A 17,395-nucleotide genomic window follows, 5' to 3' on the forward strand; every position below is an offset into this window, starting at 1 on the left:
AGATGCCGGCTGCCTACAAGGGGCTGGGCTATCACGAGCTGAACGCCATGCTGAACCTTTATGGTCCTAATGGCGAAATCCAGTTTGGGGCTGACCGCGAGGCCGCCCACCAGTACTTCCTGCAGCACGTTAACAACAACACCGTGTTCTTCCACGACCTGGAAGAGAAGCTCGACTACCTGGTGAAGAACCAGTACTACGAGCGCGAGACGTTGGACCAGTACACGATGAACTTCATCCGTGACCTGTTCAACCGTGCCTACAAGAAGAAGTTCCGCTTCGAAACCTTCCTGGGCGCCTTCAAGTTCTACACCTCGTACACGCTGAAAACGTTCGACGGCAAGCGCTTCCTGGAACGCTACGAGGACCGCGTCTGCATGGTGGCCCTGCATCTGGCGCGCGGCAACGAACAGCTTGCCATGCAGATGGTGGACGAGATCATCGATGGCCGCTTCCAGCCGGCCACCCCCACCTTCCTGAACGCGGGCAAGAAGCAGCGCGGCGAGCTTGTCTCCTGCTTCCTGCTCCGTATCGAGGACAACATGGAGTCGATCGGCCGCTCCATCAACTCCGCGCTGCAGCTGTCCAAGCGCGGCGGCGGCGTGGCGTTCGCACTGACCAACATCCGCGAGGTTGGCGCGCCCATCAAGCAGATCGAGAACCAGTCCTCCGGTGTCATCCCCGTGATGAAGCTCCTCGAAGACAGCTTCTCCTACGCCAACCAGCTTGGTGCCCGCCAGGGTGCCGGTGCCGTGTACCTGCACGCCCACCACCCTGACATCTACCGCTTCCTGGACACCAAGCGCGAGAATGCGGACGAGAAGATCCGCATCAAGACCCTCTCCCTGGGCGTCGTCATCCCGGACATCACGTTCGAGCTGGCCAAGAAGGACGAGGACATGTACCTGTTCTCGCCCTACGACGTGGAGCGCGTCTACGGCATGCCCTTCTCCGACGTCTCGGTCACCGAGAAGTACTACGAGATGGTGGACGATTCCCGGATCAAGAAGACCAAGATCAAGGCGCGCGAGTTCTTCCAGACCCTCGCCGAGATCCAGTTCGAATCCGGTTACCCGTACATCATGTTCGAGGACACCGTTAACCGGGCCAACCCGATCGACGGCAAGATCATCATGTCCAACCTGTGCTCGGAAATCCTCCAGGTTTCCCAGCCCACCACGTACAACGATGACCTGTCCTACGACGAGACCGGCAAGGACATCTCCTGCAACCTGGGGTCACTGAACATCGCCAAGACCATGGACTCGCCGGACTTCGGCCTGACCATCGAGACGGCCATCCGGTCCCTGTCCGCAGTGTCCGACATGTCCAACATCACCTCGGTGCCGTCCATCGCCAAGGGCAACGACCAGAGCCACGCCATTGGCCTGGGCCAGATGAACCTGCACGGCTACCTTGCCCGGGAACGGGTCCACTACGGCTCCGAAGAGGGCCTGGACTTCACGAACATCTACTTCTACTCGGTGGTGTACCACGCTGTCCGCGCCTCCAACCTGCTGGCCATCGAAACCGGCCAGACGTTCGGCGGCTTCGAGAAGTCCAAGTACGCCTCCGGCGAGTTCTTCGACAAGTACACCGAGCAGGAATGGGTGCCGCAGACCGAGAAGGTCCGCGACCTCTTCAACAACGTGCACATCCCCACCCAGGCTGACTGGCGCGAGCTGAAGGCCTCCGTGATGGAGCACGGCATCTACAACCAGAACCTCCAGGCTGTTCCGCCCACCGGCTCGATCTCCTACATCAACAACTCCACCTCCTCGATCCACCCGGTGGCGTCCAAGATCGAGATCCGCAAGGAAGGCAAGCTGGGGCGTGTCTACTACCCGGCGCCGTACCTGACGAACGACAACCTGGAGTACTACCAGGACGCCTACGAGATCGGCTACGAAAAGGTCATCGACACCTACGCTGCCGCCACCCAGCACGTGGACCAGGGTCTGTCGCTGACGCTGTTCTTCAAGGACACCGCCACCACCCGCGACATCAACAAGGCCCAGATCTACGCCTGGAAGAAGGGCATCAAGACCATCTACTACATCCGGCTCCGTCAGCTCGCGCTGGAAGGGACGGAAGTGGAGGGTTGCGTCTCCTGCATGCTGTAGTTGAAGCTTCAACTAACTAGCCAAGTACGACGGCGGGTGCCCGCCCGCCGTCGTACGCTTTAACTTAGAGAAACCCACCCAACGCTTAGGGGATGACATGACCGAGAAGGTCAAGCTGCTTAGCCACGTCGAGGCCATCAACTGGAACCGCATCCAGGACGACAAGGACGTGGATGTCTGGAACCGCCTGGTGAACAACTTCTGGCTGCCTGAGAAGGTGCCGCTGTCCAACGACGTCCAGTCGTGGAACACCCTGACCCCGGTCGAGCAGCAGCTCACCATGCGCGTGTTCACCGGCCTGACCCTGCTGGACACCATCCAGGGCACCGTGGGCGCTGTTTCCCTGATCCCGGATGCGCTGACCCCGCATGAGGAAGCCGTTTACACGAACATCGCGTTCATGGAGTCCGTCCACGCCAAGAGCTACTCCTCGATCTTCTCCACGCTGGCCTCCACCAAGGAGATCGACGAGGCGTTCCGCTGGTCCACCGAGAACGAGAACCTTCAAAAGAAGGCCCAGATCGTCATGGACTACTACCAGGGCGACGACCCCCTGAAGCGAAAGGTAGCCTCCACCCTGCTGGAGAGCTTCCTGTTCTACTCGGGCTTCTACCTCCCCATGTACTGGTCCTCCCGCGCCAAGCTCACCAACACGGCCGACCTGATCCGCCTGATCATCCGCGACGAAGCCGTGCACGGCTACTACATCGGCTACAAGTTCCAGCGTGCCCTGGAGACCGTGTCCGAGGAGCGCCGCCAGGAAATCAAGGACTACACGTTCGAGCTGCTCTTCGAGCTCTACGAGAACGAGGTCCAGTACACCCACGACCTGTACGACGGCGTGGGCTTGGCCGAGGACGTCAAGAAGTTCCTGCACTACAACGCCAACAAGGCCCTGATGAACCTGGGCTACGAGGCGATGTTCCCGGCATCCGTCACCGACGTGAACCCGGCCATCCTGTCGGCCCTGTCCCCGAACGCTGACGAGAACCACGACTTCTTCTCCGGCTCCGGCTCGTCCTACGTGATCGGCAAGGCCGTGAACACCGAGGACGAGGACTGGGACTTCTAACTACTACTACTGCTGGTTACTCCGGTACGGACTTTGCCGGCGGCACGTTCAGTTTCTGACTGAGACAGCCGGTTTCAATGGACCCCGCGCGTTCTGTGCGGGGTCCATTGTGCTTCCCGGGACGAATCTCTAAAACACCACCGAGCTCACCGCGCGGCGAGGTACTGGGCCAGGCTGTCTTCCAGGTGGGACCGCGACAGGCGGAAGTAGTCCACTGTGCCTTTGCCCGGCATCATTGCGTTGCGGCCTGGTTGAGTCAGGATGCCAGCGTGCGCCTGCAAGGGCGGAGGCAACTCCGGCGGTTCCCAGTCCTGGTGCTCACTCCTGTATTTGCGTCCTGAGGGCGAAACCCATCCCGGTGGCTCATTCTTCGATGCAGCCGTTGGACGCCACCTGCTGACGTGCCGCAACCGATGGTGCTTTGGACATGGTTGGCCAAGGTTGCTGATCCCAGTGGTCCCGCCGTGATGCCAGGCGAGGAGGTGATCTGCTTCGTTGTCCAGGGAACTGTTGTTGCAGCCAGGGAAGGGGCACTTGCCGTCCCGCAACCGCAGCCACCTTCGCATGGCTTTCCCGGGGCGGTAACTGGTCCGTCCGATCTCCAGCGGTGCGCCGTCGCGGGGATCCACAAGCACCCGGTAGAACGACTCAGCGCCGTTGGCCACGAGGTCCCGTGCCACGGAAGCCGGGATGGGACCATAGCCGTCAAGCATGGCGGGTTCGTCAGTGGCACCGAGCAGGGAAAATACGGGGACGGTGACCAGCACTTCCGCGCGGGGAACCGGGACGTCGGCGAGCCCCTTCGGTGGGGCCCCGACCCCGTCCACTCCGACCCCGTTCCGGCCGCAGCAACCGGTGCAGCCAGTGCCCCCGCGAAGTGCAGTGGCGGCGAATAGATCCGCCCGGAGCTGGGTGAGTGTGCGCTCCTCGTTGGGTCCCTGGAGGCCCCGGGCAATGGCGGTGTAGCGGTTCCAGATGGCCGTGGCCTTGTCCGCGGGCAGACGTGCGGACAAGCGCGCCATGCCGTCCTGTTCCGGAGCGAACTCCAGGCTCCTGTCCTCGATGCCATTTGCGTGCCGCTTTTCGATGCTGTCCGGGTGGTGACGTTCGCGCCAGACGCGGGCCTTATGCCGGAATCGGTATGCCGGCATCTCCCCGGCGGGGCACCCCCGGGCGGCGTTCGGCGCATCGGGGTCGAGGAAGTGGGCTTCCAATGCAGTCGCGGCCCCCGAGTTGAGGGTGGCGGTTTCGTCCACCATGGCGCGGGCGTGCTGCCACGACAAAGTTCCCGCCGTGAGCGCTTCCAAGGTCCGGGGAAGACAGGTGGTAAGAGCGTAGGACTGTGCCAGAAGCGCACCGGCGGCGCGGTCACCGATGGCCAGGATGCAGCCCACCTCCGCGGCGACGGCCACTTCCTGCGCCTGCACCGGCATGTCCGGGGGAGCCATAGTCCGCGCTGACTCCGCGAACCTGGCCGCTGCCGCGGCCTTCAGGGCCGCGACGCGGGCCTCGGTGCGGGCCACTCCGGCCAGGATGTCCAGGCATTCATCGGCTACGGCGGCCAAGGGATCTTCGTCTGCGGGCGGCCCATGGACGGCTCTGGCGACCTCGCCACGGAGCACGGAAAGGGCGGCGTCGATCGCCTCAAACGCCCGTGCTGCCGTGCCGTGTCCCATGTACCAATAATGAAGGGAGGGTCTGACAGTAATGATGGGCGGATGGTGGACGGGACGGACTTTTTGCCGCAGATCTTTGTCACGCCTGTGTTTAGGCGAACTGCGGCGGCCGCAGCCCACTGGTGTGGGCCGGCGGCGGTTTGGGGGGCTGCATCCGGTCTCGGGATGCTGCAGCCGCCGGCCCTGTCCATCTCCAGAACCCTGCCCCAGCGGCAGGATCTGGCCTCAACGATAGGACCCGTTGCTGAACGGCAGCCCACGAAGGGCACAAGGTTCGCTCAAGAGTGCCTGCGTCATCACCTTTGGGTCCCAAACGATGCGGCCGTAGCTGGGGGGAGGCCCTGCCCCTAGGATGGCGCCATGAGGAAGTGGGGCGAGATTCATCCCGCGCTCCGGGCCGTCCTGGTTGGCGCAGTGGCCTGCGCTGTCATCCTGGCGGCCAGTCTTGTCGCCGGGCAAAGTCTCGAAGATGCCATGGCCAATGCCATGTTCTACGCGCTTTTGATCGGTGGCGGCGTCTTCTTTATGACGAAGCGGTTCCAGACGGCGGCGGAGAGACTCGACGAGCATGGCGACGTAGTGGTCTTCCTACGATTTCCGCGTTCGTCGCCGGGCTCGTTGAACAGCGTCTGGCGGATGGGGATCGCTGTCCCTGGCGTGCAGAGGATCGAATTCCAGCCGATCGTCGACGACTCGTTGACGCCCAGTGGCCGCGGCATGACGTTCACCGGAGTTGGGCTTGCGGACGTTCCGGTGCGGAAAGCTGACCGGCACGACAATCAACAGGACGTACCGTTCGACTTCCGGATCATCACCCTGGACTCAGACGGCGGCGTCATTGAAATCGCGGCCGGCCCGGCTACCCTCCAGAAAATCCAGGACGCCATAGAGCCAGCGTCCTCGTAGCCTGTGGCCGCCGGATAGCCGGAATCACAGCTCGGGAGGAGTGCAGACGTGCCCTTCGGGGTCTATCGGGTATCCGCAGAGCGGGCACAGCGGGCGGCCCGCACCCACCACCTCACGCGTGCGCTTGGTAAATGCTCGGGCGGTGCCCACCGGCATCCGCACCAACAGCATTTCGGGGGCCTCGACGTCGTCCCTCTCGAAGGATTCGTCTTCCGGATCACCATTGGCGTCGGTGAGGGGATAAGCCTCGATCACCACCTGCGCCGTTGCCGGATCCCAGCCCAGGCCCATGGCGCCGGTCCGGAACTGCTCTTCAACGGCCTCCAGCGGATCATTGTCAACCAACTCGACGGGCGTGCCGGTGGGAACGCTGAACGGGTTGCCGTCCAGGGTGATGAGCTGGTCGAGGATTTCATCGATCTTCTCCGCGAGCAGGGCCGATTGCTGCTTCTCCATGGCGATGCTCACCAGCTGCGCACCGGCGCGTACCTGCAGATAGAACGTGCGCGCCCCCGGAGCTCCGACGGTGCCGATGACGACCCGATCCGGCCAGGCAAACTCGTGAACAAGTGTAGGCATGTCAGAATTCTAGGCGAGATCCCATCGGCGGCGAGGTCTGCCCTGCCGCAGGGCTTCAATCCTGGCGACTCGCCCATGCTGTCCGAGCTACTGCACTCCACGACACGACAGGCAGCAGTCTATTCCGGCAACGAATACGAAGAGCCCGTGGACGTGCGCTGCAGCAGGCCGAAGTCGACCAGGTAGCGCCGAAGCAGGACAACGTCGTCGGTATAGCTGAGCAGCCGCTCGTTGATGTGCCTTTCCGTGAGCTTTTCGCCGGGTTCGATGATCTCGTTGGCGATCTTTGCCAGCAGGGCCTGCCGCTCGGCTACGTTGGCGGGGTACCGCTCGATCCGCCCCAGCCGCATGAATCTGTCCAGCCCGGTCAGCGGCTGCCGGCGCGGCTGCTGGGCAAGCAGGTCCCGGAATACGGAGTCCTGCGCCACCAACTCACCCGATGCCTGCCGTCCCACGAGCCCGGACTCAAGCAGGGCCGCCAGGGCCCGTTGCCGCCGCCGCTGCTTCACGTCGGGCAGGACATCGCCGGGAGCGGCTCCCAGTACGATCTGCGCGTAGGCTATCCTCGCGTCCGCGTTGCCAAGCGTTGCCAGCACCCGTCGCCAATGCGGCCCGTTCATTCCTGCGCTTCCGGCCACGTCGGTATCCTTCCTCTGCCACTGACCCACGCCCTGGCGTTGGAGCGTGCCGGAAGATCCTAGCCTGGGTGCCTGGTGCCGGGAAGCGGGGCGGTAGTAACGGCATCGCAGGCCAGCCTCACGCCGGGGAAGGGAGGTGGCACTTCCCGCAGGTTCGCCCAAGTATTCGGGAAAGATCCGGACATCGAGGCCGGTTTTCACCCCGGAGACACCTCAACGCCCCTTACCCTCGGGGTGCACAGGCAAATTATTGGGGGAAAATAAATGAACGCTGATTCAGCACCAGCACATCTGGGGACTCGTGTGCCAGGCCAGGCCGTCATGGAAGAATTGCTGACCCTGCAAGCACTGGCGCGCCCCCGCTCCACGCTTCAGCGGATCTTTGGAGTCAGCCCACTCACCCAGGAAAGTTCGCCATGGTACCGAGGTGCCCTCGGCGAGATTGCTGTGGGGAGGCTCCTGGCAAACCTGGGGCCGGAGTGGCTGGTACTTCACGCTGTCCCAGTGGGAACCGGTACCTCGGATATTGACCATGTGCTGGTCGGTCCGGCCGGAGTCTTCACCATCAACACTAAGAACCACTCCGGCCAGCCGGTTTGGGTAGCCGGCCGGACCCTCATGGTTGCGGGGACAAAGACCCGGCACCTTTACAACGGGGCGTACGAAGCGGCGCGTGGGGCGAAGCTGCTGACTGCCGCGGCGCGCTTTCCGGTGAAGGTGACAGGCGTCGTCGTTATTGTTGAACCGAAGAGCCTGACCATACGGGCCAGACCCGAGGCGGTGAAAGTGGTCACCGATGCCCAGTTATTGCGCTGGTTGCGCGGGTTCAGGCCAGTGCTCACCGGGGAGGAAGTAGCCAACATCTCCGCCGTCGCCGTTCAGCCGGGAACGTGGCACAGGCGCCCGGCTCCCCGCGGTGACCAGGTGGGGCTGCAACGGAACTTTGATGCCCTGCGGCGCCTTGTTGACCAGGCACGACGGCGGCGGGCTGCGTGGGTGCTGGGCGTGCCGGCCATGGTCTTCCTGACCATAATGAATGGGATCCTCCACGGGCTGGGCGGGCGCTGAGGGCGCGCGCTGGGCCAGACATCAAGGAGACCCGTTACTCGTCCACGTCCCTGGCATACAGGGCCAGGAGGTCGCGGCTGAACTCGTGCGGGGATGTTTCGCACGGACTGTGCCCGCCCCGGTACACCCCTATCCGGGCCCGGATTGCCTGGGCGAACAGCCGGTGCAGCTGGAGCGGCCACAGGTCATGTTCGCCCACGGCCACGAATTTGGGCAGCGGCGCCGCCGCCAGTTCCGCCCGAAGGTCCGGAACGTTCTGCATCAGGGTGTAGATATCGCGGACGGAGGCGCGGCGGGTGAAACGGAACCGGTAGTTGACGAACCGCTGCCGTCCCGGCGGCACATGTGCCACGCGGCCGCTCCGGATGCCCCAAATCAGGAGGGCTGCACCCGCCCGCCCGTTCACCCAGGTGCTGAACCGGCCGATGCGGCTCACGCCCCGGAAACTCTGGCCGGGTTCCGGCGGGCACCCCAGGAACGTGATGGAACGGAACAGTTCAGGCCGCCGCAGGTAGGCGAGCTGGGCGATGATGCCGGCGAAGGAATAGGCCACAACGTGGGCCGGGGTGGCTGTAGTTTCCAGGACTGCCAGGAAATCGTCTACAAACAACTGGTAGTCGTAGTGCTGCCTGGGCGGCACCAGGTTCTCCGGGCCAGCGCCGGCCGACTGGTACTGACCCGCCAGATCGTAGGCCAGGGCGTAGTAGCCGGCTTGGGCGAGGTCCGGCATCATCAGCGAGAAATCCTCTTTCGAGCCGGTGGCGCCGGGCACCAGTACGACGCAGGGATCATCCGGATTCCCTAAGGCCATCGCGGCGAGCTTCCCGCTGGGAACATCGATGGTGAACTGAACGGCGCCCAGTGGCGGGACCGACCAATCGACGTCGCCCAATCCGGCGTCCTGCAGGGCTGCCGCATCTACCTGGGCAGAGCCGAACTCCTCGGGATCAACCCCGTATTCTTTCCGGCCCGGCTCCGCCATGGTCCCAAGATAGTCCAGCAACCCTACATCCGGCCGCCATCAAGGATTCGCCGCGCATCTTCCTGCGCCTGCAGGGCCACGTCCGTGACCACCTCACCCTTCAGGTGGCCGGCCGCGGACATGATGCGTCGGAGTTCACCCACGGTCAGCGGCGGATTCGCGCTGTGCGCCATGGCATGGCAGTTGTGGCAGAGCGGGACAAGGTCAGCAATGGGGTCAAGCTGATAAGTACCGTCGAGCATCTCCGGCGGCACTACATGGTGGACGCCGATTGCTCCCGTCCCCGCCACGCCGTAAGCGGACTCGAACGAGCAGCCGCACGCCGCACACTGCGTGCCGTGGAACGCGATGCAGGCCAGCCGTGCGTCGGGGTCGCGCTCGTACCGGTTCACGTGGACGGTGCTGAGTGCTTCCGGAGGAACGGTTCCGCCCGCCACCTCGAGGGGATCCGCCGTGGGCCGGGCGTGGGCCCGCCACAGCCGGCGCAACACAGGAACGGACGACGGCGGCAGGGTCACCACGGACGGTCCGTCCGCCTTGGACGCGAGGCTGTCGGCGAGTGCCTCGCCCAGAATTCCGGGCCGTACCTGCTCACCGAGCGGGAGCAGTGAATCCCAGGCCACCCAGAAGAACCAGTGAGCGGGTCCGGCATCCGCCGCGCCCTCAAGGTGGTGCGGCCGGGACGTCACGAAGCCGTGGCCGATCAGGCCGCTGGCTGCCTCAGTGCTGCCCTTTACGAAAAGCCATGCCTCGCTGCCCGGACCAACGCCGGGACTGGAGTCCGCGTGCCAGCGGTCAAGGAATATCCCGGATCCGGCCGCCTTTCCGACGACGGCACGGTAGTTCCAGCGGCGCAGCAGCTCAGCGTCACACCCGAGGATTACCGCGGCCACTGTTCACCCCATCCGTTCCCGCCGTGCGCCTGTCCGCGTCCACCGGACGGCCGACCACCAAAACCCGCCACGCGCCGTCGACCGCCATACGTACGCAAGGCGCGCTAGATCGGTTCCTTGGCCAGCGCCTTGGTCTTGGCGGGCGTCTCGCGTCCCAGCCGTTCATCCAGCGTGACGCGCAGCCGCGCGGCGGCAACCTGGACACGGTGTTCGGCCGGGGTGGCCTTCTTTTGGGCGGGTTTGGCAGCGCTGTTACGGGGAGCATGGACGTACCGGTGTTCAGGCGATGTTGCACTCATGATCCAACCTCCTTGCTGCTGTCTTCATCCGTTGTTCCATTCTCGCCTAAGTTGTGGTGGTCGTCCACGAAGGCTGCCTCCTCCCCGGAACCGGGCCCGGGCTCGTCCCCGTTCTCGTCGCCGGACACGCTCTTCCAGGCAATGTCGAACAACTCAAGTTCCTCGTTGCGCGCCAGTTCGCTCCTGGCCAGGACTTCCAGCGTCGCCAGCCCCAGCGCTTTGGTGCCTTCATCAGGATCCAGCGCCCGGTCCAGCGCCCACTGGGTCCGGCGCCACCACTCAGCCCGGCTGTCCGCCTCGGTCTTTTGCTGCAGCGCGTTGGCGTCAGCCTCGCGTTTTTGGTCGAGCGCCGTCTTGTCGGCGGCGGTGCGCTGCTTGAGCGTGCGCCAGTTAATGTAGAAGGCCAGCAGGGCAGCGGTGAGAACAGCCAAGGGGCCCAAGCCGGCGAGGATGACCCACCAGTCCGCCGGTCCGGAGTGGACCACGACGTCCAGCGGGCCGGGGGAGGGAACAGGGGTCACCTGACCAGCTTAGGCGGAGACCCGGCAGGCATCCGGCCCGACACCCGCAGCCCCTGCGTCACCTGCCGTGCCGTGAGACAAGGACGGGCCCGCGGGCGTGATGCAGTACTGCGTGGGCCGTGGAACCGATGGTTTCCCTCAGCATCCCGCGGCCCTGCGTTCCCACCACGATCATCCGGGCCTCTTCAGCGGCTTTGAGCAGGGCGCGCGGGACTGAGCTGTCCGTCAGCAATTCGGCCTCAGCGCGGACCGCGGGCGCCAGGGCTGCTGCCCGGTCCAGGGCCGAAGCCAGAACCGCTTGGGCAGCGGCCGCCGCGTCCTGTCCTTCCGGCAGCCGGTAGCCCGCAGGCTGGTGCCGGACATGGACCACTTTGAGAGGTGCGTGCCATGCTGCTGCCAGGGCGCAGGCGTCATCCAGCGCGGCAGGGGAACCCGAGTCATCGACGGCGGCGACGACGGGTCCGGCCGGGTGGTGTTCCTGCCGGATTACGGCGACGGGGCAGGCGGCAGTGGCTGCCAGTTCCAGGCTCGCGGAGCCCACCAGGAGGCCCAGGAAACCGCCCAGGCCGCGGCTGCCGACCACGAGCATGTGTTCGCCCACCGAGATTTCGGCCAGAAGCTGCGCCGGCAGTCCGTGCAGCAGTGTGCTCCTGACCTGAAGGCCGGGTACCTCCGCGGTGGCCACCGCCACGCCGTCTTCGAGGATGGCCCGGGCGGACTGTTCCAGGCCACTGCCTGACACGCCGGGGACGGGGCCGAGGTGCCGGGTCAGGAGCGGCCACAGCGAACAGTGCACAACATGGAGGGGGCAACCGATGGCTTGCGCGTGGCGTGCAGCCCAGCGGACCGCGGCCGCTGACCCTTCCGAACCGTCAAAACCGGCAACAATGGACCCTGCATCCTGCGTCACGGCACTGCGCTCCTGACCAACACGATCTTCACAGGACCTTAGGCCCTTTGGCAGCCCTGCTCCCTGGTTTCATCCTGATTCTAAACAGTGGGGAGGAACATGGGCAGCATCGTGCGCCGGACAGCCCTGGTGGTGCTTGCACTCGCCGCCCTGCTGGTTGCCACAGCGGTGCCCGGCACCGCGGTGGCACCTGTGGCTGTCATCGTGGAGGACACCGCAGGGGTGCTTGACCAAAACACGCTGGTGCCCGCCGTCGAACGCATCCAGTTCTACGAGCCCACCCGCGTTGCCGTCTTCACCTACAACGGCACGGCGGCGGACAACCTCAATGAGCAAGTCCTGAAATTCGCGCGGTCCACGCATCCGGAGTGGATCAGCCCGGACGGCCAAAAATGGGCCGACGGACTGTTCATCTTCGCCATTGACCCCGTGGGCCGGCATGTGGGGACGTACATGGGCGAGGACCGGAAAGTGTCGCTCGAGCAGCGCAGCGACATCCAGGACGCGTCCAAGGAACTGTTTCGCGACGCCCAGTGGACTGACGGCACCGTCGCCGGCATCCGCCGCGGGGCAGAGCTCATCAACCAGCCCTGGTACCGCTCGGCAGCGTTCCTGGTCACCGCCTGGGTCCTCGCCGGAACGGTCGTCCTGGGGGCAGCGGCATGGCTGATTGTGCGTGCCGTGACCAGGAACCAGTGCCGCAAGCAGATCGAACGCGGGGACCGCAGCTACTCCAACGTCAGCATGGACCTGGAGGTTACGGAACTGAATGCCGCCACCATCCCGGAATCATCCCGCTACGGCAGCCAGGTCCTGGAGAAACACAGGACGTTCCTTAGCAAATATGCGGCTGCAACAGAGCTCTCCAACCAGGTGCACGCATTGGGTAAGCGGGCTTTGAGCAGCAGGAAAAACCTTAAACTGGCCCGCCGGTTCGCTGACAGTGCCGCGGAGCTGGATGCCCTGGATGACGTCATCTCGGACAGCAATGCCCTGCTGAACCGTGCCGATACCTGGCCTACGGCCTGGGACCGGCAGTTGGCTCCCTTCCGCAAAGACCTTGCGGGGCTGGAGCAGCTCCTGTCCAAACGCCACGGCCAGGGGGACTCGGCCACCGCCACGGCGCTCCGTTCCTTCCGTGACGAAAGCCTCCGGGACATCGAGGGCTGGACGGCCGGCCTGGCTGAGCGGCGGATCAGTCCGGAGGAGGCCCTGGACCGGCTGTACAGCGCGCGATCCCGTCTCTCGGAGCTGCTGGAGAACCACGCCGAAACCGTGATCCAGGGCTTCGCCCGGACAGACCGCGAGGCACAGCTGATGCGTGAACAGATGGAAACTGCCCACGGCGGCACGGACCACCGCAGGCAGCGGACTTACGAACCGAGCATCCTGGGCACGGTGTACCCGTCCTATACCTTCTTCTCCGTTGCCACCTTCAACTCCGGCTTCAACACCGGGGTCAGCAGCGTCAATTCGGCCAGGGGCGGTGGCGGAACCACCGGATACGGCAGCAGCGGCGGCAGCTTCTCCGGATCCGGCAGTTCCTCAAGCTTCTGACGGCGGACTCGGGCATTTGGGGTCGAGCCGCGCCGTAGGACCTACGCCTCCCAGCCTCAGGCGGCACCGAGGTTGTTGAGCCTCCGGGGTGCACGGTGGACGGCATACCGCGGGTGCTGCGGGGACGTGCGGACGACACCGGAACGTGGAGCTACCACGTCCTTGATGAGGCCCGTACCCGCGCACTCGCGGACCTCCTCGATGGCGGCGGCCGCCGCCTGCTTGTCCGTGAATTGTCCGGAAACCGCCAGCACGTGTCCGTCGGGCATCACAAGCCGGAACCGAATCTGCGCATCATCATCGACAAACAGTTCGAACGTACCTGCCATAAGCCTTGTTCTCCTCAAACTCATGCCCCCTGTGGAGTGGGGCTGCACGCCATACCCGGTTCCGGCACGGCCACCAAACGGTGCACAACCTCAGCGTCGCGCACCTTTTCGACCTAACCACCCTCTCAAAGGGCCAGTCCCTGCTTTAGGGACCAAGGTCCTTGACCGGGATGCCGGAGCTCAGGTGCGCCGGAGATGCAGGGCGGCAGGGCGCGACAGGCGGATCAACGCAATGCCCGTGGCGACGAACCACACCCACAGCAATATTCCGTAGCCCCAGTAGAAGCTGGGGGCCGCGTAGCGAAGAACCTCGCTGGCCACCCCCAGGGCCCCGGTGGCGATGCCGGTCCACGCCAGGTAGCGGGGGAAAACTGCCTGTCCGGACCTGAGCATGGCCAGGCCCATCAGCAGGATCCCGAGGGCGGAGAGCACACCGGCGATTGCCGGGGTGTTGTTCTCGGCGATGATGGCTTCAGCGGCGGTCGCGTAGGTCCGCCGTTCGTCTTCCGACCCGGCAGCCATGAAGCGGTCGCTGAGGTAGACCAGGTTCAGGGAGCCCCGGCTGCTGACCGGTACCGCAAGCAGGAGTGCCCAGGGCAGCGCACCGAAGATCAGTGCTATCAGGGGCAGGCTTCTTCGCACCGCCACCAAGGCCACGAAGAGGGCTGTGAACACCAGCACAGGTAAGACATTCGGCAGGATCCACAGGATCTGCTCCGCAATATAGCCGGCCTTGTTCGATGCGATGAACCCAAGCGTGGCGGCCCCGCCGTGCACGGGCGGAGGTGCCAGGAAGTCGAGCACCAGTGCAGCAATCAACAGGAACACTAAAAGGATCGACGACGCCCCTGCCACGAGGTAGAGGAACGCCCAGTCGTGCCGGTCCCCGGCGCCGGCAACGGCAGTCCCACGCCGAAGGCCCGGACGGTTACTGGCCATGGTGCCCTCCTGGGGACAGGCTTGCCCGAGCTTCAGGCGATCGGCCAAACCACCCTGGTCTGCCAGGTGGCCGGATCCGGCTGCTGTTCGGGATCGGTCAGATAGTACTCCCACATGGAGTCCGCCGGGGTGGCTCCGTCCGCTTCCATGCTCTGCCGGATGGCGTCGTACGTGGTTCCCAAGGTGTCGTAGGGGCCCATATGGATGGCTTCAAAGGCATCTGCATCGGGAAGCACACCGCTGGCCACCTCGCCGGTGCCGTGGAAGTCCCCGGCGACAGGGAAACCGGCTTCGACGTCCACCGATTCCCCCGGCATTCCGTGGTACCTCGCGAACGGCGGACCCGCCGGGCTGGCACCCTGCACCTGGACCGCGGCCATCACGGCACCGAAGGCCCGGCCAAAGAAACTGGTAAGCGCGTCCATGGGCACCCGTTCGCGGACCACTGCCACGTGCTGTTCGTCGATGTGGACCTTTTGCGGCTGCGGGCCATTTTCAGTCATGGCACCAGCCTCGCTGTCCTGGCCCTGGCATGACAGGGCCTTAGGACTCTAAAGGCCGTTGGTGGTCCCGGGCGCCAAAGATAGGCGTAGCCGCGGCGACGCCGGAAGGAGACCTGGCTCCTGCCGACCCGGACCTCGTGCGGGCCCAGTTGGGCTGCCATCCGCTCCGCTGCCTGGTACAGCCGCAGGGCGTCCGGAGCGCCGGCGAAGAACCCTTCCACCGTCCCAGGTACTGATTCCATGGCCAACTCCGGGTGCGTACGGCATCGTTGCCCTTCATCCTTTCCTGCGGATTGGCACTGTTGCAGGGCGGAAAGTCATGCACGGCTGCCGGGGCCAAATGCCCTAGCCCGGCCGTCGGCAGCAGGGTAGGTTCGGTTCCATGCGTGATGAGCGTAACCAGCAGCTGCAGAAGAGTGCTGGATGAGGAAGCCGGCTGCCACGCCTGCGACCACCGGCGGGAGCCCCGGCAACGTCGACCCCGACGGATCCGCCGCGTCGCCCGTCGAAAGGGCCTGGGGCTTCATGGGGCGGTATCCCGTCGTCGCGCTGACCTGTGTGATGCTCGCAGCAGTGCTGGTGCTGCTCCAATTCGGCCTGGAACTGCAGGTCCGCGTCCTCGCCTCAGCCTATGCTGCCGTCATCGTGGTGGCTCGTTCTGCCGGCATGGTCCGGTCGTTGCGGGAGGGACGCTGGGGAATCGACCTGCTGGCACTGATGGCGATTGCCAGCACGGTGGTGGTGGGCGAATACCTCGCTGCACTGGTGGTCATCCTGATGCTGACCGGCGGCGAGGCGCTGGAAGATTTTGCCCAAGGACGTGCCGCGCGCGAACTGCGGTCCCTGCTGGACCGGGCGCCGCGTTTTGCCCACCGCGAAGGAGCCGGTGCGGTCCTCGAGGACACCCCAATCGGTGACGTGGCCCAGGGGGACGTCCTGGTGGTCCGTCCCTCCGAACTGGTACCCGTGGACGGCGAACTCCTGTCCGACTCTGCCAGCCTTGACGAATCATCACTGACCGGGGAAAGCCTCCCGGTGGAGCGCACGCGGGGGGAAACCCTGCTCAGCGGTTCCGTCAACGGGGTGGCGGCCATCCGCATGCGCGCGTCAGCCACCGCCGCGGACTCCCAATACAGCCGGATCATCGCCTTGGTGGAAGAGGCGTCCAACAGCCGCGCACCGGTGGTGCGCCTTGCCGACCGCTACGCCGTTCCCTTCACCATCCTGGCCCTGGCCATGGCCGGCACAGCATGGTTCCTGTCCGGCGATCCCCTCCGCTTCGCCCAGGTCCTGGTTGTTGCCACGCCCTGTCCGCTCCTCATCGCCGCGCCGGTGGCTTTCCTTGCCGGCACCAGCCAGGCCGCCCACAAGGGCATCATCATCAAGAACACCCGGACCCTCGAGCAGCTGGCGAAAGCGCAGACGGCGGTCTTCGATAAGACCGGAACCCTCACGTCAGGCCGCCCCGTCCTGGACGGCATCCAGGTGGCCCCGGGCCAGGGCGAGGCATTGGGCAGCGAAAAGATCCTGCAACTGGCTGCCTCCGCCGAGCAGTACTCCTCGCACGTCCTGGCAGGCTCCGTCATTGATGCCGCCGCGGCCGCCGGACTGGCACTCCTTCCCGTGCAGCAGGCCACCGAGAACGCCACCCACGGCGTGGAAGCCGTCTGCGACGGCCGGACGGTGGTGGTGGGCAAGGCCGGCCTGGTGCGGAGTTCCTCCACCGGATTCCGCGAGGCCACCGTCCACAGCGGGCAACTCGCGGTCCATGTGGCCGTGGACGGCGGGTACGCCGGTGCACTGATCATGAAGGATCCGCTGCGCCGCAACGCGGTGGATACGCTGGCCCGGCTGAACGGCCTGGGCGTGCGGAACACCATGCTTTTGACCGGTGATGCCCACGCAACCGCCGCGCATATTGCCGAGGAAGCGGGGATCGGCCGCGTCCAGGCGGACTGCCTCCCGGAGGACAAGGTCAACACGGTGGCGGGAATCCTGGAACGGCCTGTCCTGATGGTGGGCGACGGCGTCAACGATGCCCCTGTCCTTGCCGTGGCCGATGTGGGCATCGCCATGGGCGCCAAGGGCGCCACGGCAGCGAGTGAGTCCGCTGACGTGGTGGTCATGCTCGACGACGTCTCGAAAGTTGCGCAGGCCGTGGCCATTGGAAAGCGGACGGTGTCCGTGGCGTTGGTCAGTATCTGGACAGGAATAGCACTCAGCCTGGTATTGATGGCCATAGCCATGACGGGATACATTCCCGCGGTCGCCGGTGCCCTCCTGCAGGAGTTCGTGGACCTTGCCACCATCCTGAACGGCCTGCGTGCGCTGCACGGTGCAGACCGGAAGCTGGCTGCGCCGCGGGCGTGACCTTTGGCCCTTCCCACGGCATTCGCCGGC

At 65.2% G+C, this 17,395-nt stretch carries 17 protein-coding genes; 6 read left to right on the plus strand and 11 right to left on the minus strand.

What is annotated here, in order from left to right; translation table 11 throughout:
* Positions 1 to 2: 2 nt before the first annotated feature.
* Both nrdE and nrdF read left to right on the plus strand, forming a co-directional pair.
* Positions 3 to 2,123, plus strand: coding sequence for a class 1b ribonucleoside-diphosphate reductase subunit alpha (nrdE, locus tag ACFVTD_RS16910; RefSeq protein WP_387565087.1), 2,121 nt, complete (start codon positions 3 to 5; stop codon positions 2,121 to 2,123).
* A gap of 97 nt (positions 2,124 to 2,220) precedes the next feature.
* Positions 2,221 to 3,195: a class 1b ribonucleoside-diphosphate reductase subunit beta gene (nrdF, locus tag ACFVTD_RS16915; protein WP_015937302.1), complete on the plus strand. Its 975-nt coding sequence runs from the start codon at positions 2,221 to 2,223 to the stop codon at positions 3,193 to 3,195.
* Positions 3,196 to 3,341: 146 nt separating this feature from the next.
* Here nrdF and ACFVTD_RS16920 read toward each other — a convergent pair whose 3' ends face one another.
* Positions 3,342 to 4,871: a DUF222 domain-containing protein gene (locus tag ACFVTD_RS16920; protein WP_387565089.1), complete on the minus strand. Its 1,530-nt coding sequence runs from the start codon at positions 4,869 to 4,871 to the stop codon at positions 3,342 to 3,344.
* Between the two features lie 360 nt (positions 4,872 to 5,231).
* Here ACFVTD_RS16920 and ACFVTD_RS16925 point away from each other — a divergent pair, with 360 nt between their 5' ends.
* Complete coding sequence (locus ACFVTD_RS16925; RefSeq protein WP_387565091.1) at positions 5,232 to 5,777, plus strand: hypothetical protein; 546 nt, start codon at positions 5,232 to 5,234, stop codon at positions 5,775 to 5,777.
* Positions 5,778 to 5,801: 24 nt separating this feature from the next.
* Here the strand turns inward: ACFVTD_RS16925 and ACFVTD_RS16930 are convergent, their stop codons facing one another.
* A complete protein-coding gene (locus tag ACFVTD_RS16930) occupies positions 5,802 to 6,356 on the minus strand; it encodes a DUF3090 domain-containing protein (RefSeq protein ID WP_387565093.1) in 555 nt (184 codons plus the stop codon).
* Positions 6,357 to 6,475: 119 nt separating this feature from the next.
* Complete coding sequence (locus ACFVTD_RS16935) at positions 6,476 to 6,994, minus strand: DUF2087 domain-containing protein (RefSeq protein ID WP_387565095.1); 519 nt, start codon at positions 6,992 to 6,994, stop codon at positions 6,476 to 6,478.
* Positions 6,995 to 7,315: 321 nt separating this feature from the next.
* On the opposite strand from ACFVTD_RS16935, the gene ACFVTD_RS16940 reads away from it, so the two are divergent.
* Positions 7,316 to 8,062 (plus strand): nuclease-related domain-containing protein, encoded by a 747-nt coding sequence (locus ACFVTD_RS16940; protein ID WP_387565097.1) that lies wholly within the window; start codon positions 7,316 to 7,318, stop codon positions 8,060 to 8,062.
* Positions 8,063 to 8,096: 34 nt separating this feature from the next.
* Here the strand turns inward: ACFVTD_RS16940 and ACFVTD_RS16945 are convergent, their stop codons facing one another.
* From ACFVTD_RS16945 to ACFVTD_RS16965, 5 genes are all read right to left on the minus strand, one after another.
* The gene (locus tag ACFVTD_RS16945; RefSeq protein ID WP_387565099.1) at positions 8,097 to 9,044 is read right to left on the minus strand and encodes an alpha/beta fold hydrolase; all 948 of its coding nucleotides are present in this window, start codon (positions 9,042 to 9,044) and stop codon (positions 8,097 to 8,099) included.
* Positions 9,045 to 9,067: 23 nt separating this feature from the next.
* A complete protein-coding gene (locus tag ACFVTD_RS16950; RefSeq protein WP_387565101.1) occupies positions 9,068 to 9,937 on the minus strand; it encodes a restriction endonuclease in 870 nt (289 codons plus the stop codon).
* 104 nt (positions 9,938 to 10,041) lie between these two features.
* Positions 10,042 to 10,236, minus strand: a complete 195-nt coding sequence (locus ACFVTD_RS16955; protein WP_387565103.1) for a hypothetical protein — start codon at positions 10,234 to 10,236, stop codon at positions 10,042 to 10,044.
* The gene (locus ACFVTD_RS16960) at positions 10,233 to 10,757 is read right to left on the minus strand and encodes a hypothetical protein (RefSeq protein WP_387565105.1); all 525 of its coding nucleotides are present in this window, start codon (positions 10,755 to 10,757) and stop codon (positions 10,233 to 10,235) included. The genes ACFVTD_RS16955 and ACFVTD_RS16960 overlap by 4 nt, the downstream gene beginning before the upstream one ends.
* Before the next feature lie 58 nt (positions 10,758 to 10,815).
* Entirely contained in the window at positions 10,816 to 11,667 is an 852-nt protein-coding gene (locus tag ACFVTD_RS16965; RefSeq protein WP_387565107.1) for a universal stress protein, read from the minus strand.
* A gap of 99 nt (positions 11,668 to 11,766) precedes the next feature.
* Between ACFVTD_RS16965 and ACFVTD_RS16970 the strand changes: the two genes are divergently transcribed.
* A complete protein-coding gene (locus ACFVTD_RS16970; protein ID WP_387565109.1) occupies positions 11,767 to 13,224 on the plus strand; it encodes a DUF5129 domain-containing protein in 1,458 nt (485 codons plus the stop codon).
* Between the two features lie 56 nt (positions 13,225 to 13,280).
* Here ACFVTD_RS16970 and ACFVTD_RS16975 read toward each other — a convergent pair whose 3' ends face one another.
* The 3 genes from ACFVTD_RS16975 to ACFVTD_RS16985 form a co-directional block, all read right to left on the minus strand.
* Positions 13,281 to 13,553 (minus strand): YegP family protein, encoded by a 273-nt coding sequence (locus ACFVTD_RS16975; protein ID WP_387565111.1) that lies wholly within the window; start codon positions 13,551 to 13,553, stop codon positions 13,281 to 13,283.
* 180 nt (positions 13,554 to 13,733) lie between these two features.
* Entirely contained in the window at positions 13,734 to 14,492 is a 759-nt protein-coding gene (locus ACFVTD_RS16980) for a DUF4386 family protein (protein ID WP_387565113.1), read from the minus strand.
* Between the two features lie 32 nt (positions 14,493 to 14,524).
* Positions 14,525 to 14,995 (minus strand): GyrI-like domain-containing protein, encoded by a 471-nt coding sequence (locus ACFVTD_RS16985; protein ID WP_387565115.1) that lies wholly within the window; start codon positions 14,993 to 14,995, stop codon positions 14,525 to 14,527.
* Between the two features lie 423 nt (positions 14,996 to 15,418).
* Between ACFVTD_RS16985 and ACFVTD_RS16990 the strand changes: the two genes are divergently transcribed.
* Positions 15,419 to 17,365: a heavy metal translocating P-type ATPase gene (locus tag ACFVTD_RS16990; RefSeq protein ID WP_387565117.1), complete on the plus strand. Its 1,947-nt coding sequence runs from the start codon at positions 15,419 to 15,421 to the stop codon at positions 17,363 to 17,365.
* Positions 17,366 to 17,395 lie beyond the last annotated feature (30 nt).

Origin of the sequence: Pseudarthrobacter sp. NPDC058119, assembly GCF_042884655.1 — a bacterium.
Lineage (GTDB): Bacteria > Actinomycetota > Actinomycetes > Actinomycetales > Micrococcaceae > Arthrobacter.